The organism is Mesorhizobium sp. M1295, assembly GCF_040318135.1.
GTDB lineage: Bacteria > Pseudomonadota > Alphaproteobacteria > Rhizobiales > Rhizobiaceae > Mesorhizobium.
Genome location: NZ_JAMYLU010000039.1, coordinates 1 through 24,118, shown reverse-complemented (window position 1 = coordinate 24,118; position 24,118 = coordinate 1). Strand labels below are relative to the sequence as shown.

The 24,118-nt window shown below is 61.8% G+C and carries 18 protein-coding genes, 1 tRNA gene and 4 pseudogenes; 21 read left to right on the top strand and 2 right to left on the bottom strand.

Annotation, left to right across the window (positions count from 1 at the left end):
- The 17 genes and pseudogenes from NKH29_RS30825 to NKH29_RS30745 form a co-directional block, all read left to right on the top strand.
- On the top strand, nt 1-84 hold an 84-nt coding region (locus NKH29_RS30825), incomplete at its 5' end, for an EF-Tu C-terminal domain-related protein (protein ID WP_455749504.1).
- Nucleotides 85-234: 150 nt separating this feature from the next.
- Entirely contained in the window at nt 235-1,920 is a 1,686-nt protein-coding gene (locus tag NKH29_RS30820; RefSeq protein ID WP_352485039.1) for a COG3904 family protein, read from the top strand.
- A gap of 21 nt (nt 1,921-1,941) precedes the next feature.
- Nucleotides 1,942-2,040: pseudogene (locus tag NKH29_RS30815) on the top strand (EF-Tu C-terminal domain-related protein); the annotation flags it as partial.
- A gap of 230 nt (nt 2,041-2,270) precedes the next feature.
- Nucleotides 2,271-4,058 (top strand): COG3904 family protein, encoded by a 1,788-nt coding sequence (locus tag NKH29_RS30810; protein WP_352485037.1) that lies wholly within the window; start codon nt 2,271-2,273, stop codon nt 4,056-4,058.
- 105 nt (nt 4,059-4,163) lie between these two features.
- The gene (locus tag NKH29_RS30805) at nt 4,164-4,646 is read left to right on the top strand and encodes a group II truncated hemoglobin (protein WP_352485036.1); all 483 of its coding nucleotides are present in this window, start codon (nt 4,164-4,166) and stop codon (nt 4,644-4,646) included.
- A gap of 130 nt (nt 4,647-4,776) precedes the next feature.
- Nucleotides 4,777-5,292, top strand: coding sequence for a hypothetical protein (locus NKH29_RS30800; protein ID WP_352485035.1), 516 nt, complete (start codon nt 4,777-4,779; stop codon nt 5,290-5,292).
- A 77-nt stretch (nt 5,293-5,369) separates the two neighbouring features.
- Nucleotides 5,370-5,445: transfer RNA gene (locus tag NKH29_RS30795), tRNA-Trp, on the top strand.
- Between the two features lie 366 nt (nt 5,446-5,811).
- Nucleotides 5,812-6,015 (top strand): preprotein translocase subunit SecE, encoded by a 204-nt coding sequence (gene secE, locus NKH29_RS30790; protein WP_023721668.1) that lies wholly within the window; start codon nt 5,812-5,814, stop codon nt 6,013-6,015.
- A gap of 27 nt (nt 6,016-6,042) precedes the next feature.
- Nucleotides 6,043-6,570: a transcription termination/antitermination protein NusG gene (gene nusG / locus NKH29_RS30785; RefSeq protein ID WP_006333333.1), complete on the top strand. Its 528-nt coding sequence runs from the start codon at nt 6,043-6,045 to the stop codon at nt 6,568-6,570.
- A 159-nt stretch (nt 6,571-6,729) separates the two neighbouring features.
- Nucleotides 6,730-7,158, top strand: a complete 429-nt coding sequence (gene rplK, locus NKH29_RS30780) for a 50S ribosomal protein L11 (protein ID WP_023680440.1) — start codon at nt 6,730-6,732, stop codon at nt 7,156-7,158.
- Between the two features lie 4 nt (nt 7,159-7,162).
- On the top strand, nt 7,163-7,861 hold the full coding sequence (gene rplA / locus NKH29_RS30775) for a 50S ribosomal protein L1 (RefSeq protein ID WP_352485033.1): 699 nt from the start codon (nt 7,163-7,165) through the stop codon (nt 7,859-7,861).
- A gap of 391 nt (nt 7,862-8,252) precedes the next feature.
- On the top strand, nt 8,253-8,771 hold the full coding sequence (gene rplJ / locus NKH29_RS30770) for a 50S ribosomal protein L10 (protein ID WP_008875657.1): 519 nt from the start codon (nt 8,253-8,255) through the stop codon (nt 8,769-8,771).
- Nucleotides 8,772-8,825: 54 nt separating this feature from the next.
- Nucleotides 8,826-9,137 (top strand): annotated as a pseudogene (gene rplL / locus NKH29_RS30765) (50S ribosomal protein L7/L12); the annotation flags it as partial.
- A gap of 348 nt (nt 9,138-9,485) precedes the next feature.
- Nucleotides 9,486-13,622 (top strand): DNA-directed RNA polymerase subunit beta, encoded by a 4,137-nt coding sequence (rpoB, locus tag NKH29_RS30760; protein WP_023721670.1) that lies wholly within the window; start codon nt 9,486-9,488, stop codon nt 13,620-13,622.
- 131 nt (nt 13,623-13,753) lie between these two features.
- Complete coding sequence (gene rpoC, locus NKH29_RS30755) at nt 13,754-17,950, top strand: DNA-directed RNA polymerase subunit beta' (protein ID WP_353001275.1); 4,197 nt, start codon at nt 13,754-13,756, stop codon at nt 17,948-17,950.
- An 84-nt stretch (nt 17,951-18,034) separates the two neighbouring features.
- Nucleotides 18,035-18,701: pseudogene (locus NKH29_RS30750) on the top strand (O-methyltransferase).
- Between the two features lie 38 nt (nt 18,702-18,739).
- Nucleotides 18,740-19,111 carry a hypothetical protein gene (locus tag NKH29_RS30745; RefSeq protein WP_023721673.1) on the top strand — a complete coding sequence of 124 codons (372 nt, stop codon included), beginning with the start codon at nt 18,740-18,742 and terminating at the stop codon, nt 19,109-19,111.
- A 36-nt stretch (nt 19,112-19,147) separates the two neighbouring features.
- On the opposite strand, the gene NKH29_RS30740 is transcribed toward NKH29_RS30745, so the two are convergent.
- Both NKH29_RS30740 and NKH29_RS30735 read right to left on the bottom strand, forming a co-directional pair.
- Nucleotides 19,148-20,083 (bottom strand): Gfo/Idh/MocA family protein, encoded by a 936-nt coding sequence (locus NKH29_RS30740; RefSeq protein ID WP_023721674.1) that lies wholly within the window; start codon nt 20,081-20,083, stop codon nt 19,148-19,150.
- A 90-nt stretch (nt 20,084-20,173) separates the two neighbouring features.
- Nucleotides 20,174-20,455: a transcriptional regulator gene (locus NKH29_RS30735; protein WP_023721675.1), complete on the bottom strand. Its 282-nt coding sequence runs from the start codon at nt 20,453-20,455 to the stop codon at nt 20,174-20,176.
- 462 nt (nt 20,456-20,917) lie between these two features.
- Here NKH29_RS30735 and rpsL point away from each other — a divergent pair, with 462 nt between their 5' ends.
- The 4 genes and pseudogenes from rpsL to NKH29_RS30715 form a co-directional block, all read left to right on the top strand.
- A complete protein-coding gene (gene rpsL / locus NKH29_RS30730; RefSeq protein WP_006333356.1) occupies nt 20,918-21,289 on the top strand; it encodes a 30S ribosomal protein S12 in 372 nt (123 codons plus the stop codon).
- Between the two features lie 85 nt (nt 21,290-21,374).
- On the top strand, nt 21,375-21,845 hold the full coding sequence (gene rpsG, locus NKH29_RS30725) for a 30S ribosomal protein S7 (RefSeq protein WP_008875664.1): 471 nt from the start codon (nt 21,375-21,377) through the stop codon (nt 21,843-21,845).
- A 30-nt stretch (nt 21,846-21,875) separates the two neighbouring features.
- On the top strand, nt 21,876-23,966 hold the full coding sequence (gene fusA, locus NKH29_RS30720; protein ID WP_023680448.1) for an elongation factor G: 2,091 nt from the start codon (nt 21,876-21,878) through the stop codon (nt 23,964-23,966).
- Nucleotides 23,967-24,033: 67 nt separating this feature from the next.
- Nucleotides 24,034-24,118: pseudogene (locus NKH29_RS30715) on the top strand (GTP-binding protein); the annotation flags it as partial.

Below are 24,118 nucleotides of genomic sequence, written 5' to 3'. Positions count from 1 at the left end.
GCCATGGAAGAGAAGCTGCGCTTCGCCATCCGTGAAGGCGGCCGCACCGTCGGTGCCGGCATCGTCGTCACCATCAAAGAGTAATCAACGCCGGCGTTGCCGGTCGAGATCGAATGCGAAAGGGCGGTCTTCGGGCCGCCTTTTTGATTCGAATAGATTAACCGCCTTGCTTCAAATCCTGTTGCAAGCGCCTCTGCCGTAACTAGTATAGGTTGCATCGAGGGGGCTGCCCGAATGGTTCCATGGCGCCGTTTGCATAGTCAGGCATTGTGGTCGTTAGGGCTGATCTGCCTGGTGTCGTTGCTCGCCTTGGGCCACGCTGCCTTCGCAGCCGATGCCAAGAAATCCACGCCGGAAAAATCCACGCCGGATCTCGGCCCGACGATGCGGTTCGTTGTCGTCCGCAGCAGCGCGCCGGGCTGCGAGCCGACCTGTCCGGAATGGATATCGGCGGAAGGCTCGATAGAAGCCGGCACGCCGGCCCTGTTCAAACGCACGCTGAAGGCGCTTGGCGGCCGAAAGCTGCCGATCGTCGTCGATTCCCCCGGCGGCAATGTCGAAGCGGCGCTGACACTTGGTCGCCTGATCCGCAAGAACAAGCTCGATATCGCCGTCGGCAAAACCCGGTTCGTCGGCTGTCTGCCAGATGTGAAAAACTGCAAGGAAAAGGACGGCAAGGGCGCCCGTTATTTCGGCAATGCCTATGCCGACGGCGCCATCTGCAATTCCGCCTGTCCGTTGATGTTTTCCGGTGGCATCCGGCGCGTGGTCGGGGAATGGGCCTTTCTCGGCGTCCATCAGATCACCACGACCTATATCCGGACGAAATTGCTGTACCGCACCACCTACCGCGTGGTGAAGGGTAAGAAGAAGATCCTCAGCACCAAGGTCGTCAGCCGGAAGAACGCCGGCAGCTACAAGACCTACGAGATGAACAAGCCGCTGGAGCGGAAGCTGGCGGCCTATCTGAAGGAGATGGGCGTCGGCCTGGGCGTGCTCGAGACCATGAAAGGCACGCCGGCCAGCAGCATCCAGCAACTGGTTCCCTACGACATGCTGCAAATGAATCTCGTCACCAGCTTGGATGCCGTCGACCTGCTGACCGCGCCAACCCTATGCAAATCCGATCCGTTGCCGGCGAGTTGTAGGGAGCTGCCGGCGCCGGCGAATGTCGCGAAGCCGGCCGGCGAAGTGGTGGCGAACGCCGAGCCTGCACCCGCAGGGCACGAAACCACGCGGCCGAAGGAGGCCGCAGACATGCGCTTCGTCCTGGTCCGCGGCAGCAATCCGCTTTGCAATCCCAACTGCCCGGAATGGATCTCGGCCGAAGGCACAATTACCGCCGACACGCCCGAAAAACTGCGCCAACTGCTGGACGGCGTCGGCGACCGGCGTCTGCCCATCGTCATCAACTCGCCGGGTGGTGATGTGCTCGGTGCTTTGGCGGCCGGAAGGCTGATCCGCGAACGCAAGCTCGACGTCACCGTGGCGCGGACGGATTTCATTGGCTGCGAACCGCGGCAGGCCGACTGCACGGCCGAAGACGGCGTCTATAACGGACTGACGGTCGATGCCGGCGGCGCGTGCGGCTCGGCCTGTCCGATCATGCTCGCCGGCGGTGTCAAACGCCTCGTCGGCCCGCGCGCACAGCTGAGCGTGCATTCGGTAGGGCAGGAGCAAAAGGTCAAGGCCTATCTCGAGGACATGGCCATCGGCCCCGGTCTGTTTGCCGCAATTCAGCTGAATTCAGTCGAACGGCAGCTCGAACTCGACAGGATGCTGAAATACGGGCTGACAACCGGGCATCAATCGGCAGACGAATTGACAGGCCCCGGCATCTGCAGATCGGAGCCACAGCCCGAGAACTGCCGCGAAGCCTCGGGCGCCAAGGCTCAGGCCAGCACGCCGGTCAAATCGTAAGGCGGGCTTGATAGCTGCGAGCTGATCGTGCCGATCGCCATGGACGAGAAGCTGCGCTTCGCCATCCGTGAAGGCGGCCGCACCATCGGTGCTGGCGTCGTCGTCACCATTATAGAGTGATCGGCGCCGGCATTGCCGGTCGAGATCGGATGCGAAAGGGCGGTCTTCGGGCCGCCTTTTTCGCTTACTGACTCGAGGCAGAACAATCTTGCGCGGGTGTTTCAAAGCTATTGCAACCACCATTGCCGCAACTATTATAGGTTGCATCAAGGGGGCTTTTGCCAAGCGTGGTTTCGGGACGCCGTTTAGATAGCGTGGCAAGGTGGTGGCGCGGGCTGCTGGTTATTGCCATGGCGATGGCTGCCTTCGCCGCAAAGGCCGAGGATGTCTTCCCGAAATGGTCCGATCCGACGACTTGGACCGATCCGAAGCTATTATCCGATGATCTCTCGCCGATGCGATTCGTCGTCGTGCGCAGCAACGCGACCGGCTGCGAGTCTAACTGTCCGGAATGGATTTCGGCAGAAGGCGCCATCGAAGCGGGCACGCCAGCGCAGCTCAAGCGCATATTGAAGACGCTCGGCCGCCGCAAACTGCCCATCATCGTCAATTCCCCGGGCGGCAATGTCGATGCTGCGCTCCAGCTTGGTCGAATAATCCGCAAAAACAAGCTCGATATCGCCGTCGGTACGACCAAGTTTTCCGATTGTTGGCCCGGGATGAAAGATTGCCGGGCCAATGACGGCAAGGGCGCAGCATATTTCGGCATTGCGTCTGACGGGGGTGCCATGTGCAACTCCGCATGTCCGCTGATGTTTGCCGGAGGCGTCGGACGCGTGGTCGGCGGTTGGGCCTATCTAGGCGTCCATCAGATCACTACGACCTATTTCCGCACAACACGGCACTATCGAACCACCTATCGAGTTGTGCGGGGCAAAAAATATAGGATCACCACAGAAACCATCACTCAAGACAATGCCGGCTACAAGACCTATGAGATGAGCAAGGCGCTTGAGCGGAAACTTTCGGCCTATCTCAGGGACATGGGTGTCGGACGGGGCGTAATCGACAGAATGAAGGCCACGCCCGCCAGCGACATCCGGCAGATCGCCCTCGACGACATGCTGACGATGAAGCTGATCACCAGCAGGGACTCCCTCGACATACTTACGCAGGCGGGCATATGCCAGCGGAGTCCTGCGCCGCCGAACTGCAGGGAGGTCCCTGCGAATGCCAAGCCGGCCAAGGTGGCAGCAATCGAAGCGAAGGCCGGACCGTCTCAGCCGGCTCAAGTCCCACTTTCTCAGCTGGCCAAGGAGGCACCTGCTCAGCCGGTCGAGGCAGTGCCAGGAAACGAGGCGCCGGACAAGGGCTTCATACTCGTTCGCGGCAGCGATCCGATGTGCGAGCCCCACTGCCCGGAATGGATGTGGGCTCGGCCGCTCGTGGCAGTGCCGGGGAACGGGGCACCCGAGATGCGCTTCGTTGTGGTTCGCCGCAGCAATTCGTCCTGCAATCCCGACTGCCCGGAATGGATCTCGGCACAAGGCGTAATCACGAGCCAAACCCCGCAGAAGCTGGGCCAGTTGCTCGCTACGCTTGGCAGCCGGCGGCTGCCTATAGTGGTGAGCTCGCGAGGCGGCGACTTGTTCAGCGCTCTGGCGATGGGGCGACTTATCCGTGAAAAGAAGCTCGACGTCGCCGTTGCCCGTACCGATTTCGTTGGCTGCGACCCGGAAGAGTGGAATTGCTTGGCCAAAGATGGCGCCTATGCCGGAGTGGCCAGCGATGCGAAAGGCGACTGCGATTCGGCCTGCGCGCTGATGCTGGCTGGGGGCGTCAGGCGGCTTGTCGGTCCACGGGCGCTACTCAGCCTTTACCTGATGGGACAAGCCCAGCTGATCAAGGCTTACCTTGACGAGATGGCAATCAACCGTGATCTGTTCATGACGCTTCAGCGCATTTCGGTCGAGCGTCAGCTCGAACCTGACGTGATGCTGAGGGCCGGACTGACGACTGGGCCGCAATCAGTGGACGAGCTGACCGGTGCCACCCTGTGCAGATCGGTGCCGAAGCCTGACAATTGCCGCGTGGTGCTCTCGCCCAATGCGCAGGCCGAGGCGCCCGCCAAATTGTAGGGGCGCGTCGGTTTCGGAAGCTGGCCATCGAGACAGGTTGAGCGATGCTGGATGTTTCCGCTATCGTCCGGCGTGGTAGAAGACCAGCCAGGCGAGGGATCGCAAATGAGCCAGGACGTCCCGACATTGTTCGAATGGGCCGGCGGCACCGAAGCGCTGAACCGCCTGACCCAGACCTTCTACGACAACGTCTCTCGGGATCCCATTGTCGGGCCGGTGTTCAAGCATATGTCGGCGGACCATCCGGCCCACGTCGCGGCCTTCATCGGCGAAGTTTTCGGTGGACCGAAAACCTACAGCGAAAAGCATGGCGGCCATCGCGAAATGGTGATGCATCACCTCGGCAAGCATCTGACGGAGGAGCAGCGCCGGCGCTGGATCAATCTCCTCGCCGACGCCGCCGACGAGATCGGGCTGCCTGACGATCCCGAATTCCGCTCGGCCTTCATGGCCTATATCGAATGGGGATCGCGGCTGGCCAAGATGAACTCCAACAAAGGTCCGACCTGCGATCCCGAGACGGAACCAATGCCGGTCTGGGGTTGGGGCGTGCCGGGCGGCCCCTACAAGCCGCCTTCGGGAAACTGACCGGGCGCGAATCGGTCGAAAACCCTGCCCGCCAGGAAAACGGGTGGCTATGGAGGTCTCGGTCCTCCAGGCTAACGGTTTAAAGTCGCCGTCGACTGGCGGGGCCTCACTAAAAACCGGAGACTTTGCGATGAGATCGGAAGGCAAGAAAAATTCAGGCAGCACCTTTGACGGCAACCGCGGAACCCGAAACCCGTTCGGTGTCATGGATGTCCCCACTCCCGACGACGAGGAGGTGTCGGCGTTCGCCGCCGGCGTAAAACTGGAGGGAGCTGCAAGCGATGAAAACGCCGAAGCCTGGGGCACCGAAAGCGACCGCGACCGCAACGACACCATCGAAGGCAGGTGGTCCAGCCGATGGAACGGCGGTGCCGACCCCACGATTCCAGGCGATAGCAAGGGTAAATGGAAGTCTGGCCGGGGCGAGCTGAAGACCGCGGGAGAGAGAGTTTACCTACTGTTCGATTGGCATGATGGCGTGCGCAAGGGGCTCATCGACGCGCGGCGCGTCAGTGCGAAAGGGCTGGTTGGAAAATATATCAATCTGACCGACCCAAAAATCGTGCGTCCCTGGGTCGGTTTGGTCGTCAGCAATCAACGGATCGACGGGAAATGGCCGGGAGGACGCCTCGACTTTCGAAGATGAAGGCTGGGCAGCGCACACCGCTCTTTACAGAGCGCGCGGAAGCTTTTAGGAAGCGCCTGCTGCGCCGACATGCGCATACGGGCATAGCTCAGTTGGTAGAGCGGCGGTCTCCAAAACCGCAGGTCGTAGGTTCGAGCCCTGCTGCCCGTGCCATTCCTACGAATGGATACCTAAAAAACGATTCTTTTGCAGCGCAGCCTTTGAAAACCGGCTTGTGACTTGCCATATAGCATAAGTTGCGGCATAAGGGCAGCATAGCCGGGACGGGACGACTGGATGGTTCCGAGGCGGCGTTTGGTCATAAAGCGGACACTTGCCACTTGCGTGGATCAAGAATCGGTTTTATGTAGACGAAACAGACACGCGACGCGTGGAGCTGGGAAGCCGGCTTTACGCGTCTGATTTGCATGGGCGAAATGATTGCGCTGATTCGGCGCGAACGCACGCTCAAGCGGCACGTCCCGGCCAGCGGGATCATCCAGGAGACCCGGCCAACGGGTCTTGCAGACAGAGCGGCATATGGCTTCGAAAACCACAAATCCTTTCACCTTTCTCCAGCAGGTTCGCGCGGAGACTGCCAAGGTCACTTGGCCGTCGCGGCGCGAAACGGTGATCTCGACGGTGATGGTCCTTGTGTTCGCGGTCATCGCGATGATCTTTTTCTTTACCGCAGACGTGGCCATGGGCTTTGCGGTCGAAAAAATCCTCGGCCTCGGACAGTAAGTCCGGCGATTACGGAGAAGTCTTAAAATGACCGCGCGGTGGTACATCGTCCACGCCTACTCGAACTTTGAAAAGAAGGTCGCCGAGGACATCGAGAACAAGGCCAAGCAGAAGGGCCTGTCCGCCGACATCGAGCAGATCGTGGTGCCGACCGAGAAGGTCGTCGAGATCCGCCGCGGCCGCAAGGTCGATGCCGAGCGCAAGTTCTTTCCGGGCTATGTGCTGTTGAAGGCCAATCTGACCGATGCCGTGTTCTCGCTCGTCAAGAACACGCCGAAGGTCACCGGGTTCCTGGGCGACTCCAAGCCGGTGCCGATCACCGAAGCCGAAGCCCAGCGTATCCTGAACCAGGTTCAGGAAGGCGTCGAGCGGCCGAAGCCGTCGGTGACGTTCGAGATCGGCGAAGCGATCCGCGTTTCGGATGGACCATTCGCGTCGTTCAACGGTTTCGTCCAGGAAGTGGACGAGGAGCGGGCGCGGCTCAAGGTGGAAGTATCGATCTTCGGGCGCGCCGTGCCGGTCGATCTGGAATTCGGACAGGTCGAGAAGGGCTGATCCGAAATCCCTGCACCGGTTTCGGCGGCAGGGAAGGCGGCGCGGAGATCGCGCGGCCAAAACGGGTGGGAGGCGAATGCGGCTTTAGCCGGCCGCGCGGACCGCACCACCAGACTGCAACCGCCGGCAAGACCGGCATGAGAAAAGGCAGGAAGAGAGATGGCTAAGAAAATTGCAGGCCAGCTCAAGCTCCAGGTTTCCGCGGGATCGGCGACGCCGTCGCCCCCGATCGGCCCGGCGCTTGGTCAGCGTGGCATCAACATCATGGAGTTCTGCAAGGCGTTCAACGCGCAGACCCAGGAAATGGAAAAGGGCTCGCCGGTTCCGGTCGTCATCACCTACTACCAGGACAAGTCGTTCACCTTCGTCATGAAGACGCCGCCGGTGAGCTACTTCCTGAAGAAGGCCGCGAACCTGAAGTCGGGCTCGAAGGAGCCGGGCAAGGTCAAGGCCGGCACGATCGGCCGCGACAAGGTGCGCGCCATCGCCGAGCAGAAGATGAAGGATCTGAACGCAAACGACGTCGAGGCGGCCATGCGCATGGTCGAGGGCTCCGCCCGCTCGATGGGTCTGGAAGTGGTGGGCTGAGATCATGGCAAAGATTGCAAAGCGTGTATCGCAGACCCGCGAAGGCATCGATCCCAACAAGGCTTACGCTTTGGGTGAGGCGCTGAAGCTGCTCAAGGATCGCTCCTCGGTGAAGTTCGACGAGACCATCGAAGTCGCGATGAACCTCGGCGTCGACCCCCGCCATGCCGACCAGATGGTCCGCGGCGTGGTCAACCTGCCGAACGGCACCGGCCGCAGCGTTCGCGTCGCCGTGTTCGCGCGCGGTGACAAGGCCGAGGAGGCCAAGGCCGCCGGCGCCGACATCGTCGGAGCCGAGGATCTGGTCGACATCGTCCAGAAGGGCACGATCGACTTCGACCGCTGCATCGCCACGCCGGACATGATGCCGCTGGTCGGCCGTCTCGGCAAGGTGCTCGGCCCGCGCGGCATGATGCCGAACCCGAAGGTCGGCACCGTCACCACCGACGTGGCCGCCGCCGTGAAGGCATCGAAGGGCGGCGCCGTCGAGTTCCGCGTCGAGAAGGCCGGCATCGTTCATGCCGGCGTCGGCAAAGTCTCGTTCGACGTCAAGGCGCTGGAAGAGAACGTCCGCGCCTTCGCCGATGCGGTGACCAGGGCAAAGCCCGCTGGTGCCAAGGGCAATTACGTCAAGAAGGTGTCGGTCACCTCGACGATGGGCCCGGGCCTCAAGCTCGACGTCTCGACGCTCGCAGCGTCCTGATACGAACAATTGGATCGGCCGCTAAGACGCTGATCCGTGAAAGAATTCCGGGCCTCCGACCTGTCGGCGGCCCGGTACCGGAAGTCGAAAGGCTTCCGGACATCCTGTCCGAGATTGCAGGCGGCCCCCAAGCCTTAGGTGATGTGGGCCTTAATTCATGTGGGCCTGCATGAGACGGGTGAAGACCGGACAAAGGAGCGAACGCTCCAATGAAAGGTTCGAACCGTGTTTGCCTTTTGTCTGCGCACCGTCCGGCTTGCCGGCAGGTGTGGCGAAAGGGGGCAGGATCCTCGAGCGTCGTTCGGGAGATCCGTTACTGGATGGCCCGGCCGGCAAAAGGCAACCCGACGCCTGTCCTTCGTAGAGGGCAGGGGTCAACTGGAGATAGGCAGTGGACAGAGCGGAAAAACGCGAACTCGTCACGGGCCTGAATGATGCGTTCTCAAGCGCTGGTTCAGTCGTCGTGGCCCACTACGCCGGTATCACCGTCGCGCAAATGAACGACCTTCGGTCGAAAATGCGCGCCGCCGGTGGCACCGTCAAAGTCGCGAAGAACCGTCTCGCCAAAATCGCTCTTCAGGGCACGGACTCCGCATCGATCATCGAGCTGTTCAAGGGACAGACGCTGATCGCCTATTCGGAGGATCCGATTGCGGCGCCGAAGGTCGCGTCCGATTTCGCCAAGGGAAATGACAAGCTCGTCATTCTCGGCGGCGCAATGGGCACCACCTCGCTCAACGCCGACGGTGTGAAGGCACTCGCCACACTTCCGTCGCTCGATGAGCTGCGCGCCAGGCTGGTTGGCATGATCGCCACGCCGGCAACCCGGATCGCCCAGATCGTCAATGCGCCTGCGGCTTCGGTCGCGCGCGTCATCGGCGCTTACGCCCGGAAGGACGAGGCGGCATGAGGCCGTTCCTCGCTATCACAAACACACGTTCGAACCTTATGAAGGAACATTGCAATGGCTGATCTGGCAAAGATCGTAGACGACCTTTCGAAGCTGACCGTCCTCGAGGCGGCCGAGCTGTCGAAGCTTCTTGAAGAAAAGTGGGGCGTTTCCGCCGCTGCTCCGGTGGCGGTTGCCGCTGCTGGCGGCGCCGCGGCCGCTGCTGCTCCGGTCGAGGAAAAGACGGAATTCGACGTCGTCCTCACCGAAGCAGGCGCTCAGAAGATCAACGTCATCAAGGAAGTTCGCGCCATCACCGGTCTTGGCCTCAAGGAAGCCAAGGACCTGGTCGAGGCGGCTCCGAAGCCGGTCAAGGAAGCTGTTTCCCCGCCCCCGTCGCACATGTAACCGCCCCCGCTGAACGCCGCCGGCGACATGGTCCACCTTATTACCGGTTGTTCCCCGGGGGCCGGGGGGGGGGCCGCCCGCCACTCCCTTCACGTCGAGGGGAGGCTCATGGCGCGAAGAGTGCGAAAACCTCTTTCCTGAGGGCCGCAAACCGGCCTTCAGGAAACGGGTTTTCTCCCGTTTCTGGCCCACCGCCAATTGGTGGTGGGTGAAAAGACAAGAAGCCGCCGACAGGCGGCGGGCAACAAGACAGGGCCGCCGAGGTGGCCCGAGATGCAAGGCGAGCCGCGGCGAGGCTCGTCCCGAGAATTGAGCTAAGGAGCGACGATGGCCCAGACCCAGACTTTCAATGGCCGCAGACGCGTACGCAAATTTTTCGGAAAGATCCCGGAAGTTGCGGAGATGCCGAACCTGATCGAGGTTCAGAAGGCATCCTATGACCAGTTCCTGATGGTGGAGGAGCCCAACGGTGGGCGTCCTGACGAGGGGCTGCAGGCAGTTTTCAAGTCGGTCTTCCCGATTTCCGATTTTTCCGGCTCCTCGATGCTGGAATTCGTGAAGTACGAGTTCGAAGGACCCAAATTCGACGTTGACGAATGCCGCCAGCGCGACCTGACCTATGCGGCGCCGCTCAAGGTGACGCTGCGCCTCATCGTGTTCGATATCGACGAGGATACCGGCGCGAAGTCGATCAAGGACATCAAGGAGCAGGACGTCTACATGGGCGACATGCCGCTCATGACCTTGAACGGCACCTTCATCGTCAACGGCACCGAGCGCGTCATCGTCTCGCAGATGCACCGTTCGCCGGGCGTCTTCTTCGACCATGACAAGGGCAAGTCGCATTCGTCCGGCAAGCTTCTGTTTGCCGCGCGCGTCATTCCCTATCGCGGCTCGTGGCTCGACATCGAGTTCGATAGCAAGGACGTCGTGCACGCCCGTATCGACCGCCGCCGCAAGATTCCGGTGACGTCGCTGCTGATGGCGCTCGGCATGGACGGCGAAGAGATCCTGTCGACCTTCTACAACAAAATCACCTACAAGCGCGCCGGCGACCATTGGCGCATTCCCTTCAACGTCGAGCGTTTCCGCGGCCTCAAGGCCGTTGGTGACCTGGTTGACGCCGACACCGGCGAGGTCGTCGTCGAGGCCGGCAAGAAGATCACTGCCCGCCAGGCCAGGGCGCTTGGCGAAAAAGGTCTTAAGGCGATCAAGGCGACCGACGAGGATCTGCTCGGCAACTACCTTGCCGAGGACATCGTCAACTATGGCACCGGCGAGATTTTCCTCGAAGCCGGCGACGAGATCGATGAAAAGACGCTGAAAGTGCTTCTCGGCACCGGCGATGACGAGATCAAGGTTCTCGACATCGATCACGTCAATGTCGGCGCTTATATCCGCAACACGCTCAACGTCGACAAAAACGAGAGCCGCCAGGACGCGCTGTTCGACATCTACCGCGTCATGCGCCCCGGTGAGCCGCCGACGCTCGAGACCGCCGAAGCCATGTTCAACTCGCTGTTTTTCGACAGCGAGCGCTATGATCTTTCTGCCGTCGGCCGCGTCAAGATGAACATGCGCCTCGAACTCAAGGCCGAGGATACCGTGCGCGTGCTGCGCAAGGACGACATCCTGGCCGTGGTCAAGACGCTGGTCGAACTGCGCGACGGCAAGGGCGAGATCGACGACATCGACAATCTCGGCAACCGCCGCGTGCGCTCGGTCGGCGAGCTGATGGAGAACCAGTACCGCGTCGGCCTGCTGCGCATGGAGCGCGCGATCAAGGAACGTATGTCCTCGATCGAGATCGACACGGTGATGCCGCAGGACCTGATCAACGCCAAGCCGGCGGCTGCCGCCGTGCGCGAGTTCTTCGGTTCCTCGCAGCTGTCGCAGTTCATGGATCAGACCAACCCGCTGTCGGAGATCACCCACAAGCGCCGCCTGTCGGCGCTTGGACCGGGCGGCCTGACCCGCGAGCGTGCCGGGTTCGAGGTGCGCGACGTGCACCCGACGCATTACGGCCGCATCTGCCCGATCGAGACGCCGGAAGGCCCGAATATCGGCCTGATCAACTCGCTTGCGACCTTCGCGCGTGTCAACAAATACGGCTTCATCGAGAGCCCGTACCGCAAGATCGTCAACGGCAAGCTGACCAATGAGGTCGTCTACCTGTCGGCTATGGAAGAGGCCAAGCACCACGTCGCGCAGGCCAATGCCGAGCTCGACAAGAATGGTCACTTCGTCGACGAATTCGTCATTTGCCGTAACGCCGGCGAAGTGATGATGGCGCCGCGCGAAAACGTCGATCTGATGGACGTGTCGCCGAAGCAGATGGTGTCGGTGGCCGCGGCCCTGATTCCGTTCCTTGAGAACGACGACGCCAACCGCGCGCTGATGGGCTCGAACATGCAGCGTCAGGCCGTGCCGCTGGTGCGCGCCGAAGCGCCGTTCGTCGGCACCGGCATGGAGCCGATCGTCGCCCGTGACTCGGGCGCCGCCATCGGCGCCCGCCGCGGCGGCATCGTCGACCAGGTGGACGCGACGCGTATCGTCATCCGCGCCACGGAAGATCTCGATCCCGGCAAGTCCGGCGTCGATATCTACCGGCTGATGAAGTTCCAGCGTTCGAACCAGAACACCTGCATCAACCAGCGTCCGCTGGTGCGCATGGGCGACCGGGTCAACAAGGGCGACATCATCGCCGACGGCCCGTCGACCGAGCTCGGTGATCTGGCCCTCGGCCGCAACGTGCTGGTCGCGTTCATGCCGTGGAATGGCTACAACTACGAGGATTCCATCCTCTTGTCCGAGCGCATCGTCGCCGACGACGTCTTCACCTCGATCCACATCGAGGAGTTCGAAGTCATGGCCCGCGACACCAAGCTCGGGCCGGAGGAGATCACGCGCGATATCCCGAACGTCTCGGAAGAAGCGCTGAAGAACCTCGATGAGGCCGGCATCGTCTACATTGGTGCGGAAGTGCAGCCGGGCGACATCCTGGTCGGCAAGATCACGCCGAAGGGCGAAAGCCCGATGACGCCGGAAGAAAAGCTGCTGCGCGCCATCTTCGGTGAAAAGGCCTCGGACGTGCGCGATACCTCCATGCGCATGCCTCCGGGAACCTTCGGCACCGTCGTCGAAGTGCGCGTCTTCAACCGCCACGGTGTCGAGAAGGACGAGCGCGCCATGGCGATCGAGCGCGAGGAGATCGAACGCCTCGCCAAGGACCGCGACGACGAGCAGGCGATCCTCGACCGTAACGTCTATTCGCGCCTTTCCGACGTTCTCGTCGGCAAGGAGGCGATTGCCGGGCCGAAGGGCTTCAAGAAGGGCTCGAAGCTGTCGAAGGACACGCTCGACGAGTATCCGCGTTCGCAGTGGTGGCAGTTTGCCGTGGAGAACGAAAAGCTCCAGAGCGAACTGGAAGCCCTGCGTGGCCAGTACGACGATTCCAAGAAGGCGCTCGAGCAGCGCTTCATGGACAAGGTCGAGAAGGTGCAGCGCGGCGACGAGATGCCTCCGGGCGTCATGAAGATGGTCAAGGTCTTCGTGGCCGTGAAGCGCAAGATGCAGCCCGGCGACAAGATGGCCGGCCGGCACGGCAACAAGGGTGTCGTGTCGCGGATCGTTCCGGTCGAGGACATGCCTTTCCTCGAGGACGGCACGCATGCCGACATCGTGCTCAACCCGCTGGGTGTGCCGAGCCGCATGAATGTCGGCCAGATCCTGGAAACGCATCTGGGCTGGGCTTGCGCCGGAATGGGCAAGAAGATCGGCGATCTGATCGATGCGTACAAGACGGCGGGCGACATCAAGCCGCTGCGCAAGACGCTTGAGAGCTTCATGCCGGCCAATGACCGCAACGAGCCGGTCCGCGAATATGACGACGAGAGCATCGTTCGCCTCAGCGAGCAGATGCGCCGCGGCGTCTCCATCGCGACACCGGTGTTCGACGGCGCGCACGAGGCCGACATCAACATCATGCTGGAGCAGGCGGGCCTGCACACCAGCGGTCAGTCGCAGCTCTATGACGGACGCACCGGCGAACCGTTCGATCGCAAAGTGACGATGGGCTACATATATATGCTCAAGCTTCACCACCTTGTGGACGACAAGATCCACGCGCGTTCGATCGGGCCGTACTCGCTCGTTACCCAGCAGCCGCTGGGCGGCAAGGCGCAGTTCGGTGGCCAGCGCTTTGGCGAGATGGAGGTCTGGGCGCTTGAAGCGTACGGCGCCGCCTACACGCTGCAGGAGATGCTGACGGTGAAGTCGGATGACGTCGCCGGCCGCACCAAGGTCTACGAGGCGATCGTCAGAGGCGACGACACATTCGAGGCCGGCATCCCCGAGAGCTTCAACGTTCTCGTTAAGGAAATGCGGTCTCTCGGCCTCAATGTCGAGTTGGAGAACACCAAGCTCGACGACAACCCGATCCGGCTGCCCGACGCGGCCGAGTAAGCAAGACGTCCGGCCGCGGCCTTCCCGCGACCGGACGCACCAAATTCTCGGCCGATGGCCGATCAAGTCGGCGGGCGTTTGGCCCGCGCTAGATGCAAGGGGTTTTCGAGGACCCCGAAAAGGAGAACGGCATGAACCAAGAGGTCATGAATCTCTTCAACCCCCAGGCGCCTGCGCAGGTGTTCGATTCCATCCGGATCTCGCTTGCCAGCCCTGAGAAGATTCTGTCCTGGTCATTCGGCGAGATCAAGAAGCCGGAGACCATCAACTACCGCACCTTCAAGCCGGAGCGTGACGGCCTGTTCTGCGCGCGCATTTTTGGTCCGATCAAGGACTATGAGTGCCTGTGCGGCAAGTACAAGCGCATGAAGTACAAGGGCGTCATCTGCGAGAAGTGCGGCGTCGAAGTCACGCTGTCGCGCGTCCGCCGCGAGCGCATGGGCCATATCGAGCTGGCGGCACCGGTCGCCCACATCTGGTTCCTGAAGTCGCTGCCGTCGCGCATCGGCACGCTGCTCGACATGACCCTGAAGGACATCGAGCGGGTCCTTTACTTCGAGAACTACATCGTCACCGAACCCGGCCTCACCGCGCTGAAGGAGCACCAGCTGCTCAGCGAGGAAGAGTACATGATGGCCGTCGACGAATATGGCGAGGATAGTTTCACCGCCATGATCGGCGCCGAGGCGATCCACGACCTGCTGGCCGGCATGGACCTCGAGAAGATCGCCGGCGATCTGCGTTCGGAACTGGCTTCGACCACCTCCGAGCTCAATCAGATGAAGTATCTGAAGCGTCTCAAGGTCGTCGAGAACTTCATGGAATCCGGCAACCGTCCGGAATGGATGATCATGAAGGTGGTTCCGGTGATCCCGCCGGATCTGCGTCCGCTTGTCCCGCTGGACGGCGGCCGTTTCGCTACGTCGGATCTGAACGACCTCTACCGCCGCGTCATCAACCGCAACAACCGCTTGAAGCGGCTGATCGAGCTGCGCGCGCCCGGCATCATCGTGCGCAATGAAAAGCGCATGCTGCAGGAAGCCGTCGATGCGCTGTTCGACAATGGCCGCCGCGGCCGCGTCATCACCGGCGCCAACAAGCGTCCGCTGAAGTCGCTGTCCGACATGTTGAAGGGCAAGCAGGGCCGGTTCCGCCAGAACCTGCTCGGCAAGCGCGTCGACTATTCCGGCCGCTCGGTCATCGTCACCGGTCCCGAGCTCAAGCTGCACCAGTGCGGCCTGCCGAAGAAGATGGCGCTCGAGCTGTTTAAGCCCTTCATCTACGCCCGTCTCGACGCCAAGGGTTACTCCTCGACCGTCAAGCAGGCGAAGAAGCTGGTCGAAAAGGAGCGTCCGGAGGTCTGGGATATCCTCGACGAGGTCATCCGCGAGCATCCGGTGCTGTTGAACCGCGCGCCGACGCTGCACCGCCTCGGCATCCAGGCGTTCGAGCCGATCCTGATCGAAGGCAAGGCGATCCAGCTTCACCCGCTGGTCTGCACGGCCTTCAACGCCGACTTCGACGGCGACCAGATGGCGGTCCACGTGCCGCTGTCACTGGAAGCGCAGCTCGAGGCTCGCGTGCTGATGATGTCGACCAACAACATCCTGCACCCGGCTTCCGGCGCGCCGATCATCGTCCCGTCGCAGGACATGGTTCTCGGTCTCTACTATCTGTCGATCGTCAACCAGAACGAGCCGGGCGAGGGCATGGTGTTTGCCGATATGGGCGAGCTCCAGCATGCGCTCGAGACCAAGGCGGTAACGCTGCATTCCAAGATCAAGGGGCGCTTCCGCACGGTCGACGCCGACGGTAAGGTCGTATCGAAGATCCACGACACCACGCCTGGCCGCATGATCATCGGCGAGCTGCTGCCGAAGAACGTCAACGTGCCCTACGAGACCGCCAACCAGGAGATGACCAAGAAGAACATCTCCAAGATGATCGACACCGTCTACCGCCATTGCGGTCAGAAGGAGACGGTCATTTTCTGCGATCGCATCATGGCTCTCGGCTTCAGCCACGCCTGCCGTGCCGGCATTTCGTTCGGCAAGGACGACATGCTGATCCCGGATGCCAAGATCAAGCTGGTGTCCGACACCGAGGCTTTGGCCAAGGAATACGAGCAGCAGTACAATGACGGCCTGATCACCCAGGGCGAGAAGTACAACAAGGTCGTCGACGCCTGGGCCAAGTGCTCGGAAAAGGTCGCCGACGAAATGATGGCCCGCATCAAGGCGGTCGAGTTCGAGGACAACGGCCGTCAGAAGCCGATGAACTCGATCTACATGATGTCGCACTCCGGTGCGCGCGGCTCGCCCACCCAGATGCGCCAGCTCGCCGGCATGCGCGGCCTGATGGCCAAGCCTAGCGGTGAAATCATTGAGACGCCGATCATCTCGAACTTCAAGGAAGGCCTGACCGTGCTCGAGTACTTCAACTCGACCCACGGCGCCCGCAAGGGTCTGGCCGACACCGCCTTGAAGACGGCGAACTCGGGTTACCTGACGCGTCGTCTTGTCGACGTGGCGCAGGACTGCATCGTCAACTCGCTCGACTGCGGCACCGACAAGGGCCTCACCATGCAGCCGATCGTCGATGCCGGTCAGGTCGTCGCTTCGGTTGGTCAGCGCGTTCTCGGCCGCACCTCGCTCGACGATATCACTCACCCGGTCACCGGCGAGGTTCTGGTCAAGGCCGGAACGCTGATGGACGAGCGTGACGTGGAACTGATCGAAAAGGCCGGTGTGCAGTCTGTCCGCATCCGTTCGGCGCTAACCTGCGAGGTCAGGGTCGGCGTTTGCGCGGTCTGTTACGGACGCGATCTGGCCCGCGGCACGCCTGTCAACCAGGGCGAGGCTGTCGGCGTCATCGCGGCGCAGTCGATTGGCGAGCCGGGCACCCAGCTCACCATGCGTACCTTCCACATGGGCGGCACGGCGCAGGTGGTGGATTCCTCGTTCCTTGAAGCCTCGTACGAGGGCAAGGTCGAGATCCGCAACCGCAACGTGGTGCGCAACTCCGACGGCCAGCTGATGGTCATGGGTCGCAACATGGCGGTGCTGATCCTCGACGAGGCCGGCAAGGAACGCGCCACGCACCGCGTCACCTACGGTTCGCGCATCTTCGTCGACGATGGCGACAAGGTGAAGCGCGGCCAGCGTATTGCCGAGTGGGATCCCTATACCCGCCCGGTCCTCACCGAAATCGAGGGCAGGGTGGCGTTCGAAGATCTGGTCGATGGCATTTCCGTTCAGGAAACCGCCGACGAATCGACCGGCATCACCAAGCGCGAGGTCATCGACTGGCGTTCGACGCCACGCGGCAACGACCTCAAGCCGGCGATCGTCGTCCAGGATGCCAAGGGCAAGGTCGGCAAGCTGTCGAAGGGTGGCGACGCCCGCTTCCTGCTCTCGGTCGAGGCCATTCTTTCGGTCGAACCCGGCGCACAGGTTCGCCCCGGCGACGTGCTGGCGCGTATTCCGATGGAAAGCGCCAAGACCAAGGACATCACCGGCGGTCTGCCGCGTGTGGCCGAACTGTTCGAGGCACGCCGTCCGAAGGATCACGCCATCATCGCCGAGATCGATGGCACGATCCGCTTCGGTCGCGACTACAAGAACAAGCGCCGCATCATCATCGAGCCGCATGACTCGACGCTTGAGCCGGTCGAATACCTGATCCCGAAGGGCAAGCCGTTCCATCTCCAGGACGGCGACGTCATCGAGAAGGGCGACTATATCCTCGACGGCAATCCGGCGCCGCACGACATCCTGGCGATCAAGGGCGTGGAGGCGCTTGCCTCCTACCTCGTCAACGAGATCCAGGAGGTCTACCGCCTGCAGGGCGTGTCGATCAACGACAAGCACATCGAGGTGATCGTTCGCCAGATGCTGCAGAAGGTCGAGATCACCACGCAGGGCGATTCGACCTACATTCCGGGCGACCACGTCGACGTGATCGAACTGGAAGAGGTCAACGAGCGCCTGGTCGAGGAGGGCAAGAAGCCGGCCGAAGGCCAGCCGGTGCTGCTGGGCATCACCAAGGCCTCGCTGCAGACGCCGTCCTTCATCTCCGCCGCCTCCTTCCAGGAGACGACGAGGGTGCTGACCGAAGCTGCGGTTGCCGGCAAGACCGACATGCTGCAGGGGCTGAAGGAAAACGTCATCGTCGGCCGGCTCATCCCGGCCGGCACCGGCGGCACGATGAGCCAGATCCGGCGCATCGCCACCTCGCGCGACGAGTTGATCATCGACGAGCGCCGCAAGGCGTCCGGCGTCGAGGTCGCCGAGCCGATGCTGACCGACATGGTTACCGCCGCGCAGTAAGCGCGCAAGTAAGAGAAGATAGAAAAGGGGCCCAAGTGGCCCCTTTTCGCATTGTGGTTCCCCAATCGGATCGGAGGACAACGGATGAGCAGGAGGATCTGGGCTTCTGTCGACGGCTACATTGTCGAGGCTCTTTTCGAGGCGGATCCCGCCCTCGATGCCGTTCTGGCGGCCAACCATGACCACGGCCTACCGCCGATCGATGTTTCCCCGGCACAAGGCAAGCTGCTGTCACTTCTTGCGCGAATGCAGGGAGCGAAGAAGGTACTCGAAATCGGCACGTTGGGCGGCTACTCGACAATCTGGATGGCGCGAGCGTTGCCCGTGGACGGCAAGGTCGTGACGCTCGAGCTTGATCCGCACCACGCCAGTGTCGCGCGGTCGAACTTTGAACGGGCAGGGGTATTCTGACCGCGTGGAACTGCGGGTCGGACCGGCGCTTCAATCGCTTGCCGCGTTAGGCGCCGAGAATGCCGGGCCGTTCGACTTCATCTTCATCGACGCCGACAAGCCGAACAACCAGCACTATCTGTCCTGGGCGATGCGTCTTTCGAGGCCGGGGACTGTCATCGTCTGCGACAATGTCATCCGTGACGGCGCGGTGGTGAACGAAGATGGCCGCGACGCCAATGTCGAAGGGGCACGCGCGGCGTTCTCGTTCATTGGCAGCGACAAGCGTCTGCAAGGTACCGCGATCCAGACTGTTGGCGCCAAGGGCTATGACGGCTTTGCAATAGCGATCGTCAGTTGAAGCTGCCACCGGCGGCTGGCTTTTTAAGGAATCGGCAATTGAACGAGGCGACCATCTGGGAATTGATCAACACTGGCCGAGATCGTATGAGCTTTGGGCAGCGAAGGCTTTGGGACCTGATCAAGATCGATCCGGAAGAATGGCTGCATCACTCTCCTGCTGGGAGTGATCATCGCATCTGGGTCGTAGCGTTGATCGGCCGGAGCGTGATTTCTTACAATGACATTGAAGGTGGTTTCGGCCGCTCAAATTTCATTCGATATGGAGAAATCACCGAGCTTGGCTGGGGGCAGGCCGATCTCGAGGTGGCGGTTCAACATGTCATGAGCGAACTTGAACAAGGACACCGGACGGCTCCCGTTGCTTCTGCGCCTCGTCCGGGAGAATTCCTGGACCGCAAGCCAAGATGATCCGGAACATTCAAGGTCGCTCTACCGGGGTCAGTGTCAGTCAAAAAAAGCTTCGACCACATTGCGCTTGCCGAGCATGAAGGCGTCGGCGACGTGCTGGAGCGGCGCGAGGTCGACGTCGGAAACGCCGGCGCGCACGATCTCGGCGAAGCGCTTGTAGAGCATCGGATATTCGGCTTCCGGCTCCTCGTGAACGACGCGGCCATCGATGGCGAGCTTTGAGCCGCCGCCAGAAAGCACCATCGATCCGGCCTCGGTATCGGCCAGGATGTCCCAGCTTTGCGGCCCGGTCTGGCGCCAGTCGAGTTCCATCGTCACCGGCAGACCGTTCGAAGTACGGAAGACGATATGGGCGGCGATCGGGGCCGCGCGGTTTTCGGGGAAATCGAGCTCTGCCGAACTGATGAGCATCGGTGGCAGGATGTGGGTGGCGATCGACAGCGCGTTGATGCCGGGATCGAAGACGCCAAAGCCGCCGGGAGCCCAGATCCATTCCTGATTCGGATGCCAGCGGCGCACGTCTTCCTTCCAGTTGATGGCGGCCGACCTGATCGTAGTCGAGCTGAGGAATGTACGCGCTGCTTCGACGGCCGGCGCATAGCGCGAGTGCCAGCTGGCGAACAGGCAGACGCCGTTCGCCACCGCCAGCGCTTTCAAATCCTCGACCTCGCTGACCGTGGCGCCGGGCGGTTTTTCCAGGAAGACATGCTTTTTCGCCGCCAGCGCCGTGCGCGCCGCGTCGTAGCGGAACTGCGGCGGCATGCAGAGCGATACGGCCTCAAGCTCCGGCACAGTGTCGAGCATCGCCTCGATATCGGGAAAATTCGCAATGCCGTCCACCTTGCCGTGCCGGCTGGCGGCGGCGACGAGGCGGTAGTCGCGGTCCTTCGCCAGGGCCGGAAGGTGCTGATCGCGAACGATCTTTCCCACGCCGACAATGCCGAGCTTGATGGGATCGCTATTCAGGGACATGGGGACTCCGCAGGTTGATATTGCGCTTGGTTCTTAGCAGAGAACCGATGCCGGGCAAGCAGGGCGAGACCGCGACAATCACATGGCTGGTCAGATCGGCACATCGAACGTTACGATCGACACTTCGCCTTCGAGCGCGCCCTGATAGGCGGACAGATGCGGCTCGTCGTCGGGCACGCCGTCCATATCGCCGATCTGGTCGAGCTCGGCCTCGGCATAACCTTCCGCGGCAAGCGATTCGAGAGCACGGCGCACCGCAGAATCGTCGTCCGGCGCGACCAGCATCAGATGCACGCCTTCCGGCTTACCGCCTTTGCGCTTCCACACCCGGCCGGTAATAATGGTGACTGGGCGCTCCTCATTGTCATTCACGGGTTCGTACCTCCGGGCGAGGGGGTTTGGGCTGTTCATGCCGCCTTTTCGCACGAAGCACGGCCCGGAAACAGCCGCAAGCCGGTCACTTTCTGCCTTCCTCTTGAAAAACGGCGCAAGAAAATTACATGCATTTTTCGCATGGCTGCCACGCCTCGGTTTCAGCGCAATATTTGCCGCTCCGGGGTTGACGGACAGTGGCCATACGAGTAGAAGCCGCCCAGTCAGAACCGATGTGAGGCTCTTGCTTCCGAAGCGACACGCTTTGGAGTTTGCCTCAAACAGGGTTCGTTTTACGAGCGAAAAGACATTTCCGGCGTGCATGAAGCGGCTTCCGCTTCCTCTGCCATTTGTTCGGGCAAGACCGCGAGGCGCGGTTTGTGGCCCGAATTTGCGTATGGAAATGACGCTTTGAGCGGCCCTGACCGGGCGAGACACGGAATTGAGAGACAAGAGGGTTTAATGCCTACCGTCAACCAGCTGATCCGCAAGCCGCGCATTGCGCCGGTGAAGCGCAACAAGGTCCCGGCCATGCAGCAGAACCCGCAGAAGCGGGGCGTCTGCACGCGCGTCTACACCACGACGCCGAAGAAGCCGAACTCGGCGCTGCGCAAGGTGGCCAAGATCCGCCTGACCAATGGTTTTGAAGTGATCGGTTACATCCCCGGCGAAGGCCATAACCTTCAGGAGCACTCGGTGGTGATGATCCGCGGCGGTCGCGTCAAGGATCTTCCGGGCGTCCGTTACCACATCATCCGCGGCGTGCTCGACACGCAAGGCGTGAAGAACCGCAAGCAGCGCCGTTCGAAATACGGCGCCAAGCGTCCGAAGTGACCGAAGCGTAGCCAAGGTCGTTCCGGGCGGCGTCAAGCGACGATCCGGGATCCAGGCCACCGCGTAGAATTGAGGCAGAGAAAAAATGTCCCGTCGTCACAGTGCAGAAAAGCGTGAGATCAATCCGGACCCGAAGTTCGGCGATCTGATCGTCACCAAGTTCATGAACGCCGTCATGTATGACGGCAAGAAGTCGGTTGCCGAGACCATCGTCTACGGCGCGCTCGACCAGGTCCAGTCCAAGACCAAGCAGGAACCGGTCACCGTCTTCCATCAGGCGCTCGACAATGTCGCGCCGCATGTGGAAGTGCGTTCGCGCCGCGTCGGCGGCGCCACCTACCAGGTTCCGGTCGACGTGCGCCCCGAGCGCCGTCAGGCATTGGCCATCCGTTGGCTGATCGCCGCCGCCCGCAACCGCAACGAGACCACTATGGTCGACCGCCTCTCCGGCGAGCTGATGGACGCGGCCAACAACCGCGGCACCGCCGTCAAGAAGCGTGAAGATACCCACAAGATGGCAGAAGCCAACCGCGCTTTCGCGCACTACCGCTGGTAAAGCGCGAACGAGACTGAAGAGGCACCTCCCATGGCCCGCGAATATAAAATCGAAGACTACCGCAATTTCGGTATCATGGCGCATATCGACGCCGGCAAGACGACGACCACCGAGCGCGTCCTCTATTACACGGGCAAGTCGCACAAGATCGGCGAAGTCCATGACGGCGCTGCAACCATGGATTGGATGGAGCAGGAGCAGGAGCGCGGCATCACCATCACGTCGGCCGCCACCACGACCTTCTGGAAGGGTCGCGACGGCAAGATGCATCGCTTCAACATCATCGACACCCCCGGCCACGTCGACTTCACCATCGAGGTCGAACGTTCGCTGCGCGTGCTCGACGGCGCCATCGCGCTGCTCGATGCCAATGCCGGTGTCGAGCCGCAGACGGAGACCGTCTGGCGCCAGGCTGACAAGTACCGCGTGCCGCGCATGATCTTCTGCAACAAGATGGACAAGATCGGCGCCGACTTCTACCGCTCGGTCGAGATGATCGGTTCGCGCCTCGGTGCGCATGCCGTCGTCATGCAGCTGCCGATCGGCGCCGAGACCGAGTTCAAGGGTGTCGTCGACCTCGTTGAGATGAACGCGCTGGTCTGGCGCGACGAGACGCTGGGCGCTGCCTGGGACATCGTCGAGATCCCTGCCGACCTCAAGGCTCGTGCCGAAGAGTACCGCGAGAAGATGATCGAGGCCGCCGTCGAAATGGACGAAACGGCGCTCGAGAATTACCTCGAAGGCAAGATGCCGAGCAATGACGAGATCCGTGCGCTCATCCGCAAGGGCACGATCGCGGTGAAGTTCTATCCGATGTTCTGTGGCTCGGCCTTCAAGAACAAGGGCGTGCAGCCGCTGCTCGACGCCGTCGTCGAATATCTGCCGTCGCCGGCCGATGTCCCGGCCATCAAGGGCGTCGACGCCAAGACCGACGCCGAGATCGAGCGTCATGCCGACGACAACGAGCCGCTGTCGATGCTCGCCTTCAAGATCATGAACGACCCGTTCGTCGGTTCGCTCACCTTTGCCCGCATCTATTCGGGCAAGCTCACCAAGGGCATCTCGGTCGACAACACCGTGAAGGGCAAGAAAGAGCGCATCGGCCGCATGCTGCAGATGCATGCGAATTCGCGCGCCGACGTCGAAGAGGCTTTTGCCGGCGACATCGTCGCCCTCGCTGGTCTCAAGGACACCACCACCGGCGACACGCTCAGTGATCCGCTGCATCCGGTCATCCTCGAGCGCATGGAATTCCCCGATCCGGTCATCCAGATCGCCATCGAGCCGAAGACCAAGAACGACCAAGAAAAGATGGGCCTCGCCCTTCACCGCCTGGCCGCCGAGGATCCGTCCTTCCGCGTCAAGACCGACGAGGAAAGCGGCCAGACGATCATCTCCGGCATGGGCGAGCTTCACCTCGACATCATCGTCGACCGCATGCGTCGCGAGTTCAAGGTCGAGGCCAATGTCGGCGCGCCGCAGGTGGCCTATCGCGAGACGATCACTCGCAAGCACGAGCAGGACTACACGCACAAGAAGCAGACCGGCGGTACCGGCCAGTTCGCCCGCGTCAAGATCCTGTTCGAGCCGAATCCGGAAAGCAGCGAATTCGAGTTCGAAACCAAGATCGTCGGCGGCGCTGTGCCGAAGGAATACATCCCCGGTGTCGAAAAGGGCATCAACAGCGTCATGACCTCGGGCCCGTTCGCCGGTTTCCCGATGATCGGCGTCAAGGCGACGCTGATCGATGGCGCCTACCACGACGTGGACTCTTCGGTTCTGGCCTTCGAAATCGCCGGCCGCGCCTGCTTCCGTGAAGCAGCGCCCAAGCTTGGCGTGCAGTTGCTCGAGCCGATCATGAAGGTCGAGGTGGTGACGCCGGAAGATTACGTCGGCAGCGTTATTGGTGACCTGAACGGCCGTCGCGGCCAGATCCAGGGCCAGGAAGCCCGTGGCGTCGCGGTGGTCATCAACGCGATGGTGCCGCTCGCCAACATGTTCAAATACGTGGACAACCTTCGCTCGATGAGCCAGGGCCGCGCGGCCTACACGATGCAGTTCGACCATTACGAACCGGTCCCAACCGCGGTCGCCCAGGAAGTCCAGAAGAAATACGCGTAACTCGAAACGAGTTGCACCAGTAACTTAATTCAAGGCCCGCACGGGCTGGCAGGAATGGAGAGATCACATGGCAAAAGGTAAATTCGAGCGCACTAAGCCTCATGTGAACATTGGCACGATTGGTCACGTCGACCACGGCAAGACGTCGCTGA

Coding starts and splice junctions, on each gene's coding strand:
- nusG (WP_006333333.1), top strand. CDS start 6,043: ATGACCGCGCGGTGGTACATCGTCCACGCCTACTCGAACTTTGAAAAG.
- secE (WP_023721668.1), top strand. CDS start 5,812: ATGGCTTCGAAAACCACAAATCCTTTCACCTTTCTCCAGCAGGTTCGC.
- rpsL (WP_006333356.1), top strand. CDS start 20,918: ATGCCTACCGTCAACCAGCTGATCCGCAAGCCGCGCATTGCGCCGGTG.
- rplK (WP_023680440.1), top strand. CDS start 6,730: ATGGCTAAGAAAATTGCAGGCCAGCTCAAGCTCCAGGTTTCCGCGGGA.
- fusA (WP_023680448.1), top strand. CDS start 21,876: ATGGCCCGCGAATATAAAATCGAAGACTACCGCAATTTCGGTATCATG.
- rpoC (WP_353001275.1), top strand. CDS start 13,754: ATGAACCAAGAGGTCATGAATCTCTTCAACCCCCAGGCGCCTGCGCAG.
- NKH29_RS30805 (WP_352485036.1), top strand. CDS start 4,164: ATGAGCCAGGACGTCCCGACATTGTTCGAATGGGCCGGCGGCACCGAA.
- NKH29_RS30740 (WP_023721674.1), bottom strand. CDS start 20,083: ATGTCCCTGAATAGCGATCCCATCAAGCTCGGCATTGTCGGCGTGGGA.
- rpsG (WP_008875664.1), top strand. CDS start 21,375: ATGTCCCGTCGTCACAGTGCAGAAAAGCGTGAGATCAATCCGGACCCG.
- rplA (WP_352485033.1), top strand. CDS start 7,163: ATGGCAAAGATTGCAAAGCGTGTATCGCAGACCCGCGAAGGCATCGAT.
- rpoB (WP_023721670.1), top strand. CDS start 9,486: ATGGCCCAGACCCAGACTTTCAATGGCCGCAGACGCGTACGCAAATTT.
- NKH29_RS30810 (WP_352485037.1), top strand. CDS start 2,271: ATGGCGATGGCTGCCTTCGCCGCAAAGGCCGAGGATGTCTTCCCGAAA.
- NKH29_RS30820 (WP_352485039.1), top strand. CDS start 235: ATGGTTCCATGGCGCCGTTTGCATAGTCAGGCATTGTGGTCGTTAGGG.
- NKH29_RS30800 (WP_352485035.1), top strand. CDS start 4,777: ATGAGATCGGAAGGCAAGAAAAATTCAGGCAGCACCTTTGACGGCAAC.